Below are 18,070 nucleotides of genomic sequence, written 5' to 3'. Positions count from 1 at the left end.
CATTAAATCCCATGACTCCTCTATTTATTTAGTCGGATGAATTTTCAAGATTTTCAATGTCATTTATATCTCTCGGCCTTCCTGCCGCCTTCTTTGCCGTAATCAGATCTTTGTAATGTATCAATCTAATTATCAAATCGTCTACAATGTGATCTGACGCATTTTGGAAGGCATAATCGAATTCCAAGCCTTTCAAATTGGTAATTATATCTATCGAAACGGGCGCTCTTCCAAAGGTGAAAACATCAAACTTCGGATTTGACAAAAAATTTTCTTCGGTCATATCAAACAGCGGCATGCCGAATTTTCCAAATGCCTTTGCTATTCGCGAATAGTTATCTTTTGTTTTATTCACCCAAATATCCATATCACCGGTTGTTCTGGAATAACCATGAAGGATTACCGAGTAACCTCCCACTAATATGTATTCGACCTCACTTTCATTTAATGATTCCAAAAAATCCTGAAAGTCATCATTAAAGATATTGGCCATTATAATGTGTGTTTCCGCATAGAAAAGGCCGTTCTGTCCATCTTCGGCGGATTATCTATGTCAAATTGAAAAGCGATACTATTCAGGTAATTCGCTGCTGACAGCCTTTCATTTGGTGTCTTTGGCTGATTTTTAGCGTAATACTTTTCAGTTTCCTGATGGGATCCCGCGTGAAATGCCGTCCTGTCCAATTTAAACTCGCTTTTCATAAGCTATCATGTTTACGCTTCGTCCGTTACGCAGCCTTCGGCGGCGGATTTTACGGTTCTGATGTATCTTCCTAGCATTCCTTTTGTGAAAAGGGGCGCAGGCTGAACCCAAACCGCTTTGCGCGCTGCCATTTCTTCGTCTGAAATGTGTAAGGTTAGCTGGCGGGTGTTGGCGTCGATTGTAATGCGGTCGCCGTCTTTTACCAGTGCGATTGGTCCGCCGTCGAATGCTTCCGGTGTAATGTGGCCTACAACAAATCCGTGCGTTCCGCCTGAGAAACGGCCGTCAGTGATCAATGCGATTTTGTCTCCCAGTCCAGCTCCCATCACTGCGGAAGTTGGTTTTAGCATTTCCGACATGCCTGGGCCTCCTTTTGGACCTGCGTTACGAATTACAACCACGTGTCCTTCTTTGATTTCACCTTTGGAAAGCATGGTGATGATTTCCGATTCATGCTCGCAAACCTTTGCCTCCCCGTCGAAAGTCATCCCTTCTTTTCCTGTAATTTTCGCAACCGCGCCCGTTGGCGTGAGGTTACCATACATGATCTGAATGTGACCGCTTGATTTGATGGCTTGCTCCAATGGAAAAACCATTTTTTGCGTATCGAAATTAAGATCAGGTGCTTCCGCAAGATTTTCAGCAACTGTCTTACCCGTTACCGTAATGCAATCTCCGTGGATCAAGCCTTTGGAATACAAGTATTTGGTAATGGCTGGAACACCGCCGATTTCCAGAATATCTTCCATATAATATTTACCACTCGGTTTCAAATCCGCGATAAATGGCGTACGATCTGAAATGGCCTGAATGTCATCCAATGTCAACCAAAGGCCGGCCGAACGCGCAATCGCCAGGTAATGCAATGCTGCATTTGTTGAACCGCCTAGTGCCATAACCACTGTCAAAGCGTTTTCAAGCGACTTTTTAGTAATAATTTCTTTTGGCGTAATGTTCAGTTCCAAAAGCTTTTTCATCGCCGCGCCGATTTTCTTGCATTCTTCCTGCTTGCCTTCGTGCGTCGCCGGGTAAGAACTGCTGAATGGCAAGCTCATTCCCATCGCCTCAATCGAAGCCGCCATGGTGTTCGCCGTGTACATGCCACCGCAAGCGCCCTGACCAGGAATTGAATTTTGGATAACGCCTTTGAAATCTTCGTCTGAAATGTTGTTCGCAAACTTCTTTCCAAGCGCTTCAAATGCAGAAACGATATCGAGTTTTTGTCCTTTATAATGTCCTGAACGAATTGTTCCGCCATAAACCATAATCGCAGGGCGATCGATCCGGGCCATCGCCATTACTGCTCCCGGCATATTTTTATCACAACCAACAACCGCAATCACGCCGTCATACCATTGTGCAGAAACCACCGTTTCAATCGAATCCGCGATAATGTCGCGACTAGGCAGAGAGTAACGCATTCCGTCGTTTCCGTTGGTCATCCCGTCTGAAACACCGATTGTGTTAAAGATCAAACCGACCATTTCATTGGCCGTAACACCTTGTTTCACATAAACGGAAAGTCCGTTTAAGTGCATATTGCAAGGATTTCCTTCATAACCCGTACTGGCAATCCCGATTTGCGGTTTTGCGAAATCTTCTTCCTTTAACCCAATGCCGTAAAGCATGGCTTGTGCTGCCGGGTTGGTTACTTCTTGTGTAAGTGTTTTAGAAAATCTGTTAAGTTCTGTTGCCATGGTGAATATGTTGTAAATAAAAACACCTCATTCAGTGCGGTGAGTGAGGTGCCAGGTTTTATGCAAATCGTCCTCACTCACACTAACGCGTGACTAGAATTAGAATTGGGACGATTAAAATGAATCTCATTAGCGTAACTATCAGGTCTAGCGAAATTTCGCTGATTTTTTATTTGTGATACAAATTAGAAGGGTATCTTTCTATTTTCCAAACATTCGCACGATTTTTTGAAGATATTCTGAGATAAATACCAAATTAATGTTTGGTCAAGGATGGTTTCAGGAAAATATTTAATTTTGACCATCGCAAAATCCATTACTATGCTTACCACCGAATCGTCGTCCAAATACCAGGATCTTGAAAAAATGAGCGTTCAGGATATTTTGTTTTCTATTAATAAGGAAGATAAAACAGTCCCGAATGCAGTTGAAAAAGCCATCCCACAAATTGAAGCGCTGGTGTCGCAAATTGTGCCGCGCATGCAGCAGGGCGGACGGTTATTTTACATCGGCGCAGGCACGAGCGGCCGTTTAGGCGTTGTAGATGCGTCGGAATGCCCACCTACATTCGGCGTTCCGTTTGATCTGGTGGTGGGAATCATTGCGGGAGGCGATAAGGCGATCCGTAAAGCGGTTGAAAATGCTGAAGATGACTGGAACCAGGCATGGCTGGATCTGGCACCTTATCAATTGAATGAAAATGACACATTAATAGGCATAGCCGCCTCGGGCCGCACACCTTATGTGATCGGTGGCTTGAATGAAGCGCAAAAAGCGGGTTTGCTGACGGGTTGTGTTGTTTGTAATGATGGCTCACCGGTTGCCAAAGCGGCGGAATTTCCAGTGGAAGTGGTTGTAGGACCTGAATTTTTGACGGGAAGCACGCGTATGAAATCTGGAACTGCTCAGAAATTGGTCCTTAACATGATCTCAACGGCTGTAATGATCCGCTTAGGCAAAGTGAAAGGCAATAAAATGATCGATATGCAGCTTACCAATGAAAAACTGGTGAATCGCGCGCAGCAAATGATCATTGACGAGCTGAATGTCGATGCCGCAGAAGCTGAGAAGTTGTTGAATCAATACGGAAGCGTTCGCGGGGCGATTGAATCTGTGCAAAAATAAATGCTAGATTTTTAAGACAATTTTCCCAAACTGCTGACCGGAATCCATCAAGCGTAATGCCTTTTCGGCTTGGTCTAATGGGAAAACGGTGTCAATTATTGGTATAATCTCTTTTTCTTCAACAAAGCTGATCATTTCCTGAAACTCCGACTCGGTGCCCATGGTGGTTCCGATAATGTTGAGTTGTTTGAAAAAAACTTTGGCCGGAACAATGTCGGTAATGTTGCCGGTTCCGCCGCCATAGAAGCAAATTCTGGCACCGGGAGCGGCAATGTCAATTAATTTCGCAAATCCGGCACCGCCTGCGCTGTCAATAATAACATTGAAATAGCCCAGCTTCGGACCTCTTGCTTTGACTAACAGATCTCTGAACCAGGTTGGATTTTTATAATTAATCCCGCCTTTTGCACCCAATTCAATCGCTTTTTGAATTTTTTGATCTGAACCGGAAGTAACCCAAACTTCCGCTCCTGCCGCAATGGCGAACTGAATGACAAAAAGTGCAACGCCTCCGCCCGCACCCGTCACTAAAACTTTATCGCCCGACTGAAAATTCGCGCGTGTATGCAGCGCACGCCACGCCGTCAACGCGCCAAGCGGCAATGTTGCGGCTTGCTCAAAAGAAAGATAAGCTGGCTTTTTGACCAGATAACGGGCTTCTACTTTGACATATTCCGCAAAAGTCCCGTTATCCGGCAAACCTAATATTTTATGATCCGCTCCGTAAAAAGCCGGATTATCACCCCAATTATGCGATGGATTAATAAGCACTTCCTTGCCGATCCATGCCGGATCAACCCCTTCGCCCACTTCACTTACAATGCCAGCGCCATCGGAACCGGGGATGATGGGCGTCGTGATTTTAGGATAAAGTCCTTTTTGGATCCAGACGTCGCGGTGATTTAATGAAGCTGCTTTTAATTGAACTATCACCTCGCCCGAACCGGCCTGTGGTTTTTCAACATCTTCTATAACCAAAGGTTCGTGAAGATTTTTAATGACAGCAGCTTTCATTCATTCGGGGTTTTAAATGTCAGAGTAATCTGTTGGTGTCAGGAAAAAGCTCGTGTTCTTCGAAACGTTATTTTGATACTCAGGATTTACTTTTAGCTTATTCCACTCCGCATCAGATCCAAATGCTTTCCAATGTTCGTCACGGGAAGCTTTGTTCTCAAAAGTGGTCATGTACATCAAATTTGGCTGGTGACTTCCGGCAATTACTTCTGCATAGAAAACCGCATTAAAACCAAGTCGCTCAAACAGAGGAACTTCGCCGCCGTCATTGAACATTTTTACTTTGTTCTGATAAATTTTTTCTGTGTGACCTTCGTAGCTGCGCAGTTCATAAACACGGTCTGCTTTTGGGCCGGTTAAGCCTGGTTTTTTGTGCATCGGCATGCCTGTAAATGCTTGAAGCAAAATCGTTTCGTAACGAGCGTAAGGTGCATTTTTATACTCAGCATCAATGTAATCCTTTCCGGCCGACGCGTAGGCTGCATCTTTTGCAAGCGTTTTAGGCAGTTCAAGCAATTGTTCCAGCGATTTCAATGGCGTGAAAACGTAGATTAGTTTCCCAGCGGCTGCTGTGTCAGAAGCAACGGGCTTGAAAACTCCTACATTTTTGATCCCGGCGCGGTGCATGGCAGGAATGTAAGCGTCTTTGAGATAATTTTCAACACGCGTTCCTTGTTCAGCGTTTTTGAGTTGATAAATTCTAATCTCGTAAAATTCTCTTTTGGGAGGAGCAGCTGCAATGCTTAATACGGCTGCGAACAAAAATACTGCGGTAAAAAGACCGCTCTTCAAGTAACTTATCATCGTTTTGGTAAAGGTAATAGGTGGATCATTGTAGGAAAAAGTCTACTTAAATGCTTTCTACCGCTATACGCCACGAAAATAATTTACCAACAACCTATTTTAGAACTTCGGACAAGAAAGCTGCCGTTTGCTGCTCTTACTCCTTCTGGGTTTAGACTCAATAGGATCAAACACATAGGAAAGCGAAATCTCATGCGCACCACCGCTGCTGGCACCTAATGTAGAAATGGTTAAGTCGTAGCTATAACCGATTGAAAACTTGTCCTGTCTGTAACCCGCCAAAAACACCAACGATTCGTGGTTATTAATGTTCTGTTCGTATTTTTTGAAAGGAATCCCGCGATACCAAACACCCAAAACCAACGGCTCAATGGTTGCGTAAAGTCCTGCGTCAAACTGATCATATTTGCCTTGCTTTTTGTACATAATGGCAGGTGAAATCGTTTTTTCCTTATCAATTTCATCCCCAAGGAATGTATAACCTGCAAATGGAATCCTTAATCCGGCCTGGAAACTTGTTTTCATTGGCAGCCTTGCTTCGGTCAGCGATGAAAATGCCTGGTTAGGACGGTTCAAATGGTGCGCCGAAATCCCGGCCCAATACCAGTCTGAATACAACATTAATCCAGACCCAAAATCAGCGTAATTTACATTAGGACCGCCTAATGCGAAGGGATCATCCGAAGGGCGGCCTGTAAGTCCGCCATTATCATATTGATCACCAAATGTCAGTCCGAAATAATCCAGTTTCCGGGAAACAAACCCGCCCTGAATTCCTAATCTTAATGAAGTAACATCATTCAACTGGATCTGATAGGAATATTGAAGCGCAATGTCGGTTGATTTTAAATTACCCAAACCCTGGCTGTCCATCGTTACCAAAACGCCCAACCCGCTGTTGTAATTAGGCAAAAATACATCTGCACCAAAAGAGGTGGTCACGAAATTCGCTGAAAGTGACGGCCATTGATTCCTGTAATTGATCGTCGCACGCGGCGCGAGCGCACCACCCGCCAAAGCAGGGTTCAGATATAACGGATTCGCATAAAATTGAGAAAACTGCGGGTCCTGGCTCCAACCTTTCAGGCAAAGCAGTGTCAGTACAAAAAGGAGAAGTAAACGCTTTGTCATAGATATTTCTTATTGCCGCAAGTTCAAAAGCGGGAGGAAAACAGGCTCAAAAAAAATACAAAATTAAATTCACAAAATATCATCAAATTGCGTATTAATATTCAAATTAGAGTGGTTTTTACGACATTACCGCACAAAATTTTAACATTTTATTTTCGTTAGTAGTGTCAGGTAATCCGAATATTAATTGTGGTGGCGTGGGGTGTTTGAACTAGTAACGAAACATGGGGCGATTTTATAATAAGTACCAACAAATATTTTATTTAACATTCTTTCTGCTCCTGCTGACCACAGTGTGTGCTAACGCACAGGATTTTGTGGTTCAAGGGCAGTGCATGCAGAATCCCGATTGCGAAGCCGACTCGACTACATTCAGTGATACGCTCCGCACGGCCATTGCGTGGCAATGGACTTTTGGGGAAGGCGGCGCAACGGACACCCGTCGCATTGCGCAACATTCCTATTTAGCCCCTGGCTCTTATACAGTTACATTGCTAAGAACATTGAGAGGCGGCGCGCAGCAAACGGTTTCAAAAGTCGTACAGATCGGTGAATTGCCGCCTGCTTTTCAGCAATGGAAAACGGACACAACGATTTGTCCGGGCGATACATTAATTCTGGATCCTTATCCCAACGGCGCACCCGATGGCGCCCGATATGTCTGGTATCCAAAAGGCGACACGACGCAGACCTTAAATGTCGACAGTTCAGGCTGTTATTCTGTGGAAGTTATCTTGCCTAATGGTTGTAAAATTCAGGACCGGATCAATGTGAAGATCTGTATGGAGCCAGCCAACCAGGAAGGCGCAAAATGGTTTTTTGGTGGAAATGCGGGCCTTGATTTTTCCAACAACCCACCCACGCCGATCACCGATGGAAAGCTCAATACGCCTGAAGGAACCTCATCCATAGCCAATTCCAAAGGCCAATTGCTGTTTTATTCCGATGGTATAACGGTCTGGAACAAGAATGGCGACCCGATGCCCTGTTTCGAACAGCCCAATTGTCCGCCGCTGAAAGGAAGCCCGAATTCCACGCAATCCGTCCTTATTGTGCCTCAGCCTACTTGTAAGGGTTGTGAATATTTGTTCAATGTATTTACAACTTCCGACATCAATGGTGAAAAGCTGCTGACGAAAAGCGTTGTGGATATGCGTCGGAACAACGGCCTGGGCGCGATCATTGAAACCAATACATTATTGCAGGAGCCAACGACCGAACGTATAGTGTCTGCACGTAATGACCGCGACAGCACTTACTGGGTTATTTCCCACGATTACGGCACGAATAAGTTCCGCATTTTCCACGCCACAACCGGCGGATTGGTAGAAAGCAGCGCGCCTGAGTTAGGAATGAAGCATGATAGCCTCGGAAAGGCAGAAGGTTATATGAAATTTTCTTCTCCTGACAGTGCCACCGGACAGCGCCGACTGGCGGTGATCATTCCGGGTCCTCCAAAAAATTACGTTGAATTGTTCAGTTTCAATGACTCAACAGGCACATTAACCTATGATAAAACGGTGGATCTGGGAGCCGCGCCGCCCACAGCTTATGGGATCGAATTTTCGCCCAGCGGGGAGAAAATGTACATTTCGTTTTCGGGCGAAAACGGCACCAGTTCTTATTTAAAGCAATACGATCTCACATTGCCCGACAGTTTGCTGACGGAAACTGCCATAACCATTGACAGTTCTGCCAACCGAAAATTTGGCGCATTGCAATTTGGTCCCGATGGCAGGATTTACATGGCGATTGAAGGCAGTGAATATCTGGCGGTTATTGGTGAACCGGAGGGGAATTCGCTTACTGGGGTGGAATATGAGCGCGATGGCGTGAGTTTAGGCGGCAAAAAAAGTCAGTTAGGTTTGCCGAATATGGTGCAGGATTTCACGCAGGAATCATCAGGTCCTGGTTTTGAGGCAAATGGTTTTTGTACAAATGAACCCACCACATTCGAAGCAAGCCCGATCTGCGATCCGATCGAAGACACTTATCAGTGGGATTTCCTTGGAGACGGCAGCTTTACAGCACCTTCGAAAGAACAAAAAGCAACTTACACCTATACAAAGCCAGGCACATACATGGTCCGCATGCGTGCGACCAATAAATGTAAAGACACAACAATTGTTCAGGAAGTCGTGATTTTCGAAACGCCTCCACCGATTAATCTGGGTGCTGATAAAGATACTTGCGGTGCATTTGTTCCTTTGGATATGGGCGTTCAGGCTGAGGTTTATGCCTGGATCAACCGCGGAAGGGTTGTAGGACGTGGAAAAACTTATAATGCAACTGCGACAGGCCGTTACATTGCCGTTGCATTCAATGGTCCGCAAGGCGAATGTTTCTCTGCCGACACCATTGAAATCACCTTGCGCCGCCCGCCAGCTGTGAGCATCGGGCCAGACACAACATTATGCCGCGACAGTTCAATTGTTCTCACCGTGCCAAGCGAAAGATGGATTGAGTTCAACTGGAGCACCGGCGAAGACACCAGAGACATCACAGTGGCTCAGCCAGGTTCTTATTTTGTGATCGTAAAAGACCGCAATGATTGCTATAATTCAGACACCATTCAGGTTGGCGAGCGTCCTTCACCGATTTTGAATCTCTTACCTGAATACGCGATATGCATTCCGGATGGACAGTCTGTTATTCTGGATGCAAACGGACAAGGCGTGCAATCCTATGAATGGCCGCATTCCGGCGACACCACGCGGACGGTGACTGTGGGTGCAGAAGGAACTTACACGGTGATCGCTGTCAATAAAGAAGGTTGCGTAGCGCAGCAAACAACTGAAGTTGTTGATCGCTGCGAGCCACGGTTCTTCATTCCCGATGCATTTACTCCCGATGGCGAAGGGCATAATGAGATTCTGGAAATTTTCGGGGCTTATTATACCAATTTCTCCATTCGCATTTATAACCGCTGGGGTGAAGTAATTTATGCTTCTACGAACATTGAAGATCGCTGGGATGGAACCTATAAAGGCCAGAAAGTGCAGCCAGGCGCCTATCCTTATGTGATCTCCTACGAGGCCCTTTACTATCCCGAGCGCGCCCCTAATGTGAAGCGAGGATCGGTAATGATCATCCGGTAAGCTTCTTTTTGCAGATTAAAACGAGTATTTTTTTGTTTATTTAGCCGATTATTATGCGTCAGGATTATTTATCCGGAGATAAAGAAAATCTTTCCAATACTGAAAAAGAAGTTGAGCGCGCATTGCGTCCGCTTACTTTTGATGACTTTACAGGTCAGGACAAAATTCTTGAAAACCTTAAAATCTTCGTTCAGGCTGCGCGTCAGCGTGGCGATGCGCTGGATCACGTTTTGCTTCACGGGCCTCCGGGACTTGGGAAAACAACATTATCTAACATTGTCGCAAATGAGCTTGGCGCTGGAATCAAGATCACTTCCGGGCCCGTTCTGGACAAACCAAGTGATCTTGCCGGCTTGCTGACGAATTTACAGGAACATGACGTATTATTCATCGACGAAATCCACCGCTTAAATCCCATCGTCGAAGAATATCTGTATTCGGCAATGGAAGATTACAGAATCGACATTATGCTCGATAGCGGGCCCAATGCACGCAGCATTCAAATAGGATTAAACCCTTTTACATTAATAGGTGCAACAACACGCGCCGGGATGCTTACTTCTCCGCTTAGGGCGAGATTTGGCATTAATGCGCGTCTTGAATATTACGACGCGGAATTGTTATCCACGATTTTGAAGCGTTCCGCAGCTATTTTAGGAACGCCGCTGGAAGAAGACGCCGCCTACGAAATCGCTCGTAGAAGCCGCGGGACGCCTCGTATTGCAAACAATCTATTGCGACGAACACGTGATTTTGCACAGGTAAAGGGCAATGGAAAAGTTACCGTTCAAATTGCTGAAATGGCATTGCTGGCGCTGGATGTAGATCAGAATGGCCTTGATGAGATGGATAACCGCATTCTGTCAACAATTATCAACAAATTCAAAGGCGGCCCAGTTGGAATTTCCACCATTGCAACGGCTTGCGGCGAGGAAGCGGAAACGATTGAAGAAGTGTACGAGCCATTCCTGATCAAAGAGGGATATATGAAACGGACTTCGCGCGGACGGGAGGTTACGGAGAAGGCTTACAAGCACTTAGGGATTCTGCCGACCTATCGTTCAGGAGAATTATTCTGATCAAATACTCCGCGAAGTTTTAAGAATTAATCGCGAATTAACATTGAAATTTGTATTTTTGCGGTAAATTACTAACCGCCTCTATGATTGAAGTACTGGTTTCCGAAAAATTGGTTGTGAGAGTGCCCTGTGCTGTGATTGAACATAATGGAAAAGTACTGGCTGGACAACGTAGCGCTGCATTATCTTTCCCCTTGCAATGGGAATTCCCCGGCGGCAAGCAAGAGAAAGGTGAAACGGACGAAGAGACACTCGCCCGCGAAATCATCGAAGAGCTTAATGTTGAAATTGAAATAATTGACCGGCTGCCCGAAACTTCCAAAGATCAGGGCTGGCGCGAAATTATCCTAGTTCCCTTCGTTTGCAAACTCAAAACACTCGACATTACATTAACCGAGCACGAACAGATCCTGTGGCTTACGCCAGGGCAATTGCCCACATTGGATTGGACCGAAGCCGACCTGAATGTGATCGAAAACTATTATGGCTATTTAGCGGCTAAAAAGTAGCCGTTGACCCTTCTGATTTTCATTGAATTTCCCGTTCTCAAAAACCAGGTTTCCTGACACAAATGTATGGGTTACACTGGATTGGAAATTAACTCCCTCAAACGGCGACCAGCCGCATTTTGAATAGATATTACCCGGCTCCACCGCCGTTTGCGCATTCAAATCCACTAAGATCAGATCTGCCCAGTAACCTTCACGTATATAACCGCGTTTGCTGATTTGGAATAAGTCGGCAACAGCGTGGCTCATTTTCTCAGCAATTCTTTCAATCGATATTTTGCCGGATTTGTGTAGTTCCAACATTACATTCAATGTGTGCTGCACCAAAGGCAAACCGGATGGCGCCTGCCAGTAACCCTGCGCTTTTTCTTCAATCGTATGCGGCGCGTGGTCTGTTGCGATCACGTCAATGCGGTTGTCCAGCACGGCTTGCAGAATTGCCTCTTTATGGTGCGGCGCTTTGATTGCCGGATTGCATTTAATTTTGTTTCCAAGCGTGTGATAATCTTCGGCATCAAACCACAAATGATGGACGCAAGCTTCGGCAGTCACTAATTTCGGTGTTCCGTCGCTCAACAAAATCTGACCGTTTTTCCTGATTCCCGGTTCAAAAAGCACAACCTCATCACCCGTCGAAATGTGCAGGATATGCAGCTTTGTGCCATGCTTATGCGCAAGTCCGCTCGCGAATGTGGATGATTTCAGGCACGCTTCCTCGTTTCTTATCAATGCGTGAATGTTGTAAGGCACATTCTCGCCGTATTTTTCTTTGAAATGCTCCATTCGCTGCCGCACGGTTGGCTCGTCTTCGCAATGTGTGGCGATGATGCAGGGCGCGTTTGCAAATATTTTTTCCAAAACCTCCGGCGCATCCACAAGCATATTGCCCGTTGACGAGCCCATAAAAATCTTGATCCCGCAAACTTCCGCCGGATTGGTCTTCATCACTTCCTCATAATTGTCATTGGAAGCGCCCATGAAAAAGGAATAATTGGCCAGTGAAGTGTCCGCGCCGATCTTGTATTTATCTGCCAGAAGCGCCTGCGTGAGCGTGTTTGGAACCGTATTCGGCATTTCCATAAACGACGTCACGCCGCCTGCAACGGCTGCTTTGGATTCAGTGTAAATGTTTGCTTTGTAAGTCAGCCCAGGCTCGCGGAAATGCACTTGGTCGTCGATTACTCCCGGCATCAGATACTGCCCTTTTGCATCAATGACCCGATCCGCCGCAATGTGCTGTAAATCTTTTCCGATCCTTTGAATGTGACCATTTTCAATAATTACGTCAAACTCATGGATCTCATTCTCATTGACAACTTGGGCATTTACGATCAGCGTGGTCATTCGGGGGTGAATTTTGATGTGATGCAAAGTTATTTAAAACAACCAAAAATGAATCTGAAAAAAATTTTAAGTGATTTCACCGACCTTATTTTCCCAAGATGTTGCGAAGCCTGCGACAGCTCGCTCGTCGGTAACGAAGCCACCATCTGCACTTCCTGCATGATTTCCCTGCCCAGGATTCATCTCCACGGCCTGCATCAGGATGTTATTCGTTACAAGTTTGTAAATGTTCCCGAAGTGGCTTTGACGCATTCTTTTTTGCTTTTTACCAAAAAAGGAAAAGTGCAGCGCCTGCTGCATGCATTGAAATACAAAGGAAATCAGGATGTGGGGTTGCTGCTGGGCTTTATGTTTGGGCAGGAAATGATGACAGCAGGAATGCTTCCCGCAGCCGAAATGATCATTAGCGTGCCTTTACATGCTAAGAAAAAGAAATCAAGAGGTTATAATCAAAGCGATTTGCTGGCAGAAGGTTTTGCTAACGCAACCGGCATTCCGTGGTCAGCAACGATTTTGGAACGAACAAAACACACCGCCACGCAAACGGGCAAAAGCAAAACAGAACGAAGGGAGAATGTAAAAGGCGTTTTTGCCGTGAAAGATCACATTGATTACAAAAAAGTAATTATTATCGACGATGTGCTCACTACAGGTGCAACGCTTGAAGAATGTGTGCAGACATTAAAACTCGCAGGTTGCGAATCATTCACAATCCTAACCATTGCATTGGCAGAACATTAAAAAAGGCGTTGCCCGATGAGCAACGCCTTCCATATATTCTTTTAAATCTAATCCTATTCTTTACGACTTCCAGTTGCGATCATTGCGCAACGGAAACCTACCATTGCAGTCGCTGAATCCTGATCCATATAGCGACGTGTTCCTGGTGATAACCAGTATGCAACGTCTGACCAGGAGCCACCTTTGTAAACTCTCAAATTATCGTTTACCAGGGAGTTGCTGTTTTTGTTATCGTAATTTTTAGCCTCATCCTGATATCCATCGCGACGGAAAGAGTTCAAATCATTTACATCGCTGTTTGAAAGCGGACGATAAACGTCATAAACCCATTCGCTTACGTTTCCAGCCATGTCATAAAGACCATTGTCGTTGGCAGGATACGAGCGAATTTCTTGTGTAATGATCGCTCCGTCATTGGATTTACCTGCGATACCTGCGTAGTCACCAGGACCACGTTTGAAGTTGGCAAGCATTGTTCCCTGCTTACGGCCGCGTGGCTGACGCATTGTGGAGCCGTCCCATGGATAAATACGCTGGTTAGATTGGTTTTCATCAGAATATTGTGTTCCAATCATCGCAATCGCAGCATATTCAAATTCTGCTTCTGTTGGAAGACGGTAAGGAGGCATTACGTAACCACTTTCAATTCTAAGCTGTGGTGCCGGTGCATCCGTCGCTGCAACTGCCGCGTCTGCCGCTGCTGCATCTTTTTTCTTCTTGCCAAAAGAGAAGCCTTTTTTCTTCTTAGGACCCGCTGCTGCTTGTCCGGCTGTATTGTTAGCCTGACTTACTGCCGCCGTTCTCCAAGCGCAATAATCATTTGCCTGAACCCACGACACACCCACAACCGGATACAGACGGAAGCCTGGGTGACGCAAATACATGGTCACATATGAATCGTTGAATGATAATTCATTGTACCAAACGTTGGTATCAGGCAATGCTTTACTGTAAAATTCCTCAGATGAATCTCTTTGAACTGCGTTTAGATATTCAAGATAATGGACATTTGCCACCTCTGTCTGGTCCATGTAAAATGATTGGATACTGACAGTACGCTTTGGATTGTCACGTCTTCCCATCACTTCCTCTTCCAAAGAACCCATTGTAAACCGGCCGCCTTCGATATAAACAAGGTCGGGGCCTGCTGGCAATGCTTTGTACTGTTTAACCTCGAACCCGTCTTTGCCATTGTAAGCCAAACCCGTTTTAGAGCTCGTTTTACCAGGTTTAAGACTGGTTGGTCGTTTCTTTTTACTACAGGCAGTAGCCGCTAATAACACAATCAGAATCAACGCGATCGACCGGATACCCATCTTATGCATGCAAATCATTGCTTTAAAGTGACTTAAGTGTTTGGTATTTTTATAGTATGCGAAATCGCAAATGTAAGAAATGAAAAGAAATTATTTTTAAAAATCAATTATTGGTCATCGTGACCCGGTCATCTCCATCAGAACCTTTCTGGCTTGCTCAATGCTTTTAATGTCTTCACAAATGAGCATTAGCTTGCTTTTCTGGTCTTTTAAAGCAATTTTTCTTGGGTGTTGTTTAATGTAATCAATCACCTGCCCGAACTTCGGAGACTGAAAGAATTCGTCGTTCTGCGAAGTAACGAAGTAGCCTTTCAATGTATTGCTTTTCAAAGTTAATTTTTCGAAGTGCAAAAGCTCTGCTTCCCAGCGCAAACGAACGGTTTTCAACAGATCTTCCACTTCGCCAGGAACCGGGCCAAACCGGTCGAGGATCTCTTTCTCGAATTTGGCAAGCTCCTCTTCCGTCGAAATGTTGTCGAGGCGGGTATATAACGACAATCTTTCTGAAATATTTTTGACATAATCATCAGGAATCAGTGTCGCAAAATCGGTTTCGATCTGGCAATCCGGAACCAACTTGGATGGCAGACCTAAGGCATTGGAGAACAGATCTTTAAACTCATTATTCTTCAATTCTGAAACAGCTTCATCCAACATTTTGTGATATAGCTCATAGCCCAGATCATTCACAAAACCGCTCTGCTCCGCACCCAGCAGGTTCCCTGCGCCGCGAATGTCCAAATCGCGCATAGCCACCTTGAAACCATCCCCCAACTCAGAAAACTCTTCCAATGTCTGCAGACGCTTCCGCGAATCGCTCGCTAATGTGGAAACAGAAGGCGTTAGCAAATAACAGAAAGCTTTTCTATTGGAACGTCCTACACGCCCGCGCATCTGGTGCAAGTCGGACAAACCAAACATATGCGCCGAATTAATAATAATGGTGTTCGCATTCGCAATGTCAATTCCAGACTCAATAATGTTGGTCGAAACCAGCACATCATATTCGCCTTCGATGAAATTGACCATTACTTTTTCGAGCTTATCACCGTCCATTTGCCCGTGTGCGATGCCTATGCGTACATCCGGAACGAGGCGCAAAACAATGTTGGCAATGGATTCAATGTCATTTACACGGTTATGGACGAAGAAAACCTGTCCGCCGCGCTGCACTTCGAAGCTGATCGCATCCCTTATAAACTCTTCACTGAATGTATGCACTTCCGTCGTAACCGGCTGACGGTTAGGCGGTGGCGTAGCGATAACAGAAAGGTCGCGTGCGCCCATAAGCGAGAAATGCAACGTTCTGGGGATCGGCGTCGCCGTTAATGTCAGCACATCCACATTCACCCGCATTTCCTTTAATCTGTCTTTGGCCTTAACCCCAAATTTTTGCTCCTCATCGACAATTAAGAGCCCCAAATCCTTGAATTTCACATCCTTATTCAGAATGCGGTGCGTGCCTATTAATATGTCAATCTTGCCTTCTTCGGCTTGTTTCAGCGTTTCTTTGATTTCTTTGGGAGATTTGAAACGGTTGATATAACCTACTTTTGCAGGAAAATCGCCTAATCGTTCACTGAATGTCTTGAAATGCTGCATCGCCAAAATGGTCGTCGGCACCAGTACAGCAACCTGCTTACTGTCGCAAACGGCCTTAAAAGCCGCGCGGATCGCGATTTCGGTTTTACCAAAACCCACGTCCCCGCAAACCAGCCGGTCCATCGGATGCGCTTTTTCCATATCCTCTTTTACATTGGCTGTCGCCGTAGCCTGGTCGGGCGTATCTTCGTATAAAAAGGACGATTCCAGCTCGGCTTGCATATAATTGTCGGGCGAGAACGGAAAACCCGGTGCCTGGCGCCGCTTGGCATAAAGCGCAATGAGCTCGTGCGCAATGTCTTTGAGCTGCTTCTTGACCTTCGATTTTTTGGCTTCCCATTCACCAGAACCCAACTTGCTCATGGCGGGCGGCGTGCCTTCCTTACCCGTGTATTTTGCGATCTTATGCAGGTTATGCACACTCACATAAAGCAAATCATTGTCTCTGTAAATCAGCCGGATCGCCTCCTGCTCCTTACCATTTACGTCCTTCCGCTCCATGCCTGCGAAGCGGCCGATTCCATAATCCACATGGGTTACAAAGTCGCCCGGATGCAGCGATTTAAGCTCTTTGAGCGTGATCGCCTTTGATTTGCTGAATTTTTCTTTAAGTCTGTATTTATGAAAACGGGCAAAAATCTGGTGATCGGTGTAGCAAACCACCTTTAAGTTATCATCCACAAATCCTTCCCGCAGCGAAATGTGCATTGGTCGGAATTTTACAAATGGATCCAGGTCTTCAAAAATCCTTTCAAGCCGATCGAGCTGCTTGGGCTGCTCGGCAACAATAATGTTGACATAACCTTTCGATTGGTTTTCGGAAAGATCGTCGAGCAGTCTTTTGAAATCCTTATTAAATGAAGGCTGCGGTTTGGAAGAATAAGGAAGCTTGTTTTCTGTTTTGAAATAACCTTTTTTACCAAATTCAACGGTTTTGAACTTCTTAACCTGGTTCAGAAATCCCCTGCGCGTTTCGAAAAGGTCCTGCGGATTGGAAACAATCTGAATGCCGCCTCCGGTCACTTCCTGCAAGGCTTTTTCCGCTTTCTCAAAACAACTTTCAATGATTTCCAATGTCAGCTCAGCATCCTTAAACCAGAGAACCGTCTCCGGCGCAAAGAAATTAAGGAACGACTCCCGTGTTTCCTGTGACAATTTTTGCTGAATGTCCGGAACAATGTTGATCTGCTTCGCACTCTCGATCGAAAGCTGTGTATCCGGGTCAAAAGAACGGATGCTCTCCACCTCATCGCCAAACAATTCAATACGGAACGGATGCTCATTAGCAAATGAAAACACATCCAAAATCCCTCCACGCACGGAAAACTGACCCGCTTCAAACACAAAATCCGTAATCTCGAAGCCATAACTGGTCAGAAACTCTGTCAAAAATGACGGATCAAGCTTCTCGCCCACTTTCACCGAAAATGTGTTGGCTTTCAGCGACCGCTTATTGATCACTTTTTCAAACAATGCTTCCGGATAAGTGACGATTTGGGTTGGCAATGATTTGCTGCCGCTCAGCTTGTTCAGGATTTCGCCGCGCATGAGGACATTGGCATTATCCACTTCCTCGTAATGATAAGGGCGTTTATAGGAGGTCGGGTAGAACAAAACTTCCGTTTTGCCGATCAGATTCTGCAAGTCATTCTGAAAATAAGCAGCCTCCTCCCTGTCACTCAAAATGTAAACGGCCGGGCTCTTCTTTTTTTCCTGGATAGACGCGGCCACAACCGCATCCAGGCTCCCCACCAATCCTTTGATCTGTACATGCGCCGCTTCGGGATCTTTTGAGGCAATTTGCGTACTCAGGATATCGAGATAACTGTCTCCTTTGTAGAGTGTTAGTAAGTCTTTAACTTCCAATTATGTATCGTAAATAAAGCGGTGTTCGCTAAGTGAATGTA

Annotated in this window: 13 protein-coding genes; 5 read left to right on the top strand and 8 right to left on the bottom strand. The window is 45.5% G+C overall.

The annotated features are described in order from the left end of the window. Nucleotides 1-28 precede the first annotated feature (28 nt). Nucleotides 29-493, bottom strand: a complete 465-nt coding sequence (locus L0660_RS19345; RefSeq protein ID WP_235160942.1) for a nucleotidyltransferase — start codon at nt 491-493, stop codon at nt 29-31. 221 nt (nt 494-714) lie between these two features. Then, on the bottom strand, nt 715-2,400 hold the full coding sequence (gene ilvD / locus L0660_RS19340; RefSeq protein ID WP_235160941.1) for a dihydroxy-acid dehydratase: 1,686 nt from the start codon (nt 2,398-2,400) through the stop codon (nt 715-717). 321 nt (nt 2,401-2,721) lie between these two features. On the opposite strand from ilvD, the gene murQ reads away from it, so the two are divergent. After that, nucleotides 2,722-3,525, top strand: coding sequence for an N-acetylmuramic acid 6-phosphate etherase (murQ, locus tag L0660_RS19335; protein WP_235160940.1), 804 nt, complete (start codon nt 2,722-2,724; stop codon nt 3,523-3,525). 3 nt (nt 3,526-3,528) lie between these two features. On the opposite strand, the gene L0660_RS19330 is transcribed toward murQ, so the two are convergent. From L0660_RS19330 to L0660_RS19320, 3 genes are all read right to left on the bottom strand, one after another. Continuing rightward, on the bottom strand, nt 3,529-4,539 hold the full coding sequence (locus L0660_RS19330) for a zinc-binding dehydrogenase (protein WP_235160939.1): 1,011 nt from the start codon (nt 4,537-4,539) through the stop codon (nt 3,529-3,531). A gap of 12 nt (nt 4,540-4,551) precedes the next feature. Next, nucleotides 4,552-5,343 (bottom strand): NIPSNAP family protein, encoded by a 792-nt coding sequence (locus L0660_RS19325; protein WP_409013439.1) that lies wholly within the window; start codon nt 5,341-5,343, stop codon nt 4,552-4,554. Nucleotides 5,344-5,442: 99 nt separating this feature from the next. Then, nucleotides 5,443-6,474, bottom strand: coding sequence for a type IX secretion system membrane protein PorP/SprF (locus L0660_RS19320; protein WP_026631933.1), 1,032 nt, complete (start codon nt 6,472-6,474; stop codon nt 5,443-5,445). A 335-nt stretch (nt 6,475-6,809) separates the two neighbouring features. Between L0660_RS19320 and L0660_RS19315 the strand changes: the two genes are divergently transcribed. From L0660_RS19315 to L0660_RS19305, 3 genes are all read left to right on the top strand, one after another. Beyond that, nucleotides 6,810-9,572: a PKD domain-containing protein gene (locus L0660_RS19315; protein WP_233799159.1), complete on the top strand. Its 2,763-nt coding sequence runs from the start codon at nt 6,810-6,812 to the stop codon at nt 9,570-9,572. A gap of 53 nt (nt 9,573-9,625) precedes the next feature. Beyond that, nucleotides 9,626-10,651, top strand: coding sequence for a Holliday junction branch migration DNA helicase RuvB (ruvB, locus tag L0660_RS19310; protein ID WP_233799160.1), 1,026 nt, complete (start codon nt 9,626-9,628; stop codon nt 10,649-10,651). An 83-nt stretch (nt 10,652-10,734) separates the two neighbouring features. Then, complete coding sequence (locus L0660_RS19305) at nt 10,735-11,160, top strand: (deoxy)nucleoside triphosphate pyrophosphohydrolase (protein WP_233799161.1); 426 nt, start codon at nt 10,735-10,737, stop codon at nt 11,158-11,160. On the opposite strand, the gene L0660_RS19300 is transcribed toward L0660_RS19305, so the two are convergent. Beyond that, on the bottom strand, nt 11,143-12,504 hold the full coding sequence (locus L0660_RS19300; protein ID WP_235160937.1) for a dihydroorotase: 1,362 nt from the start codon (nt 12,502-12,504) through the stop codon (nt 11,143-11,145). The genes L0660_RS19305 and L0660_RS19300 overlap by 18 nt on opposite strands. A gap of 48 nt (nt 12,505-12,552) precedes the next feature. Here L0660_RS19300 and L0660_RS19295 point away from each other — a divergent pair, with 48 nt between their 5' ends. After that, the gene (locus L0660_RS19295; RefSeq protein ID WP_235160936.1) at nt 12,553-13,245 is read left to right on the top strand and encodes a ComF family protein; all 693 of its coding nucleotides are present in this window, start codon (nt 12,553-12,555) and stop codon (nt 13,243-13,245) included. A gap of 53 nt (nt 13,246-13,298) precedes the next feature. Here the strand turns inward: L0660_RS19295 and L0660_RS19290 are convergent, their stop codons facing one another. Together L0660_RS19290 and mfd are read right to left on the bottom strand one after the other, a co-directional pair. After that, on the bottom strand, nt 13,299-14,570 hold the full coding sequence (locus tag L0660_RS19290) for an SUMF1/EgtB/PvdO family nonheme iron enzyme (protein ID WP_026631927.1): 1,272 nt from the start codon (nt 14,568-14,570) through the stop codon (nt 13,299-13,301). 105 nt (nt 14,571-14,675) lie between these two features. Continuing rightward, nucleotides 14,676-18,029: a transcription-repair coupling factor gene (mfd, locus tag L0660_RS19285; protein WP_235160935.1), complete on the bottom strand. Its 3,354-nt coding sequence runs from the start codon at nt 18,027-18,029 to the stop codon at nt 14,676-14,678. Between the last annotated feature and the right edge of the window lie 41 nt (nt 18,030-18,070).

It is taken from the genome of Dyadobacter sp. CY351, from assembly GCF_021502625.1.
GTDB lineage: Bacteria > Bacteroidota > Bacteroidia > Cytophagales > Spirosomataceae > Dyadobacter > Dyadobacter chenhuakuii.
The sequence above is the reverse complement of the archived record's forward strand: the minus strand, read 5'-3'. Positions and strand labels throughout refer to the sequence as shown.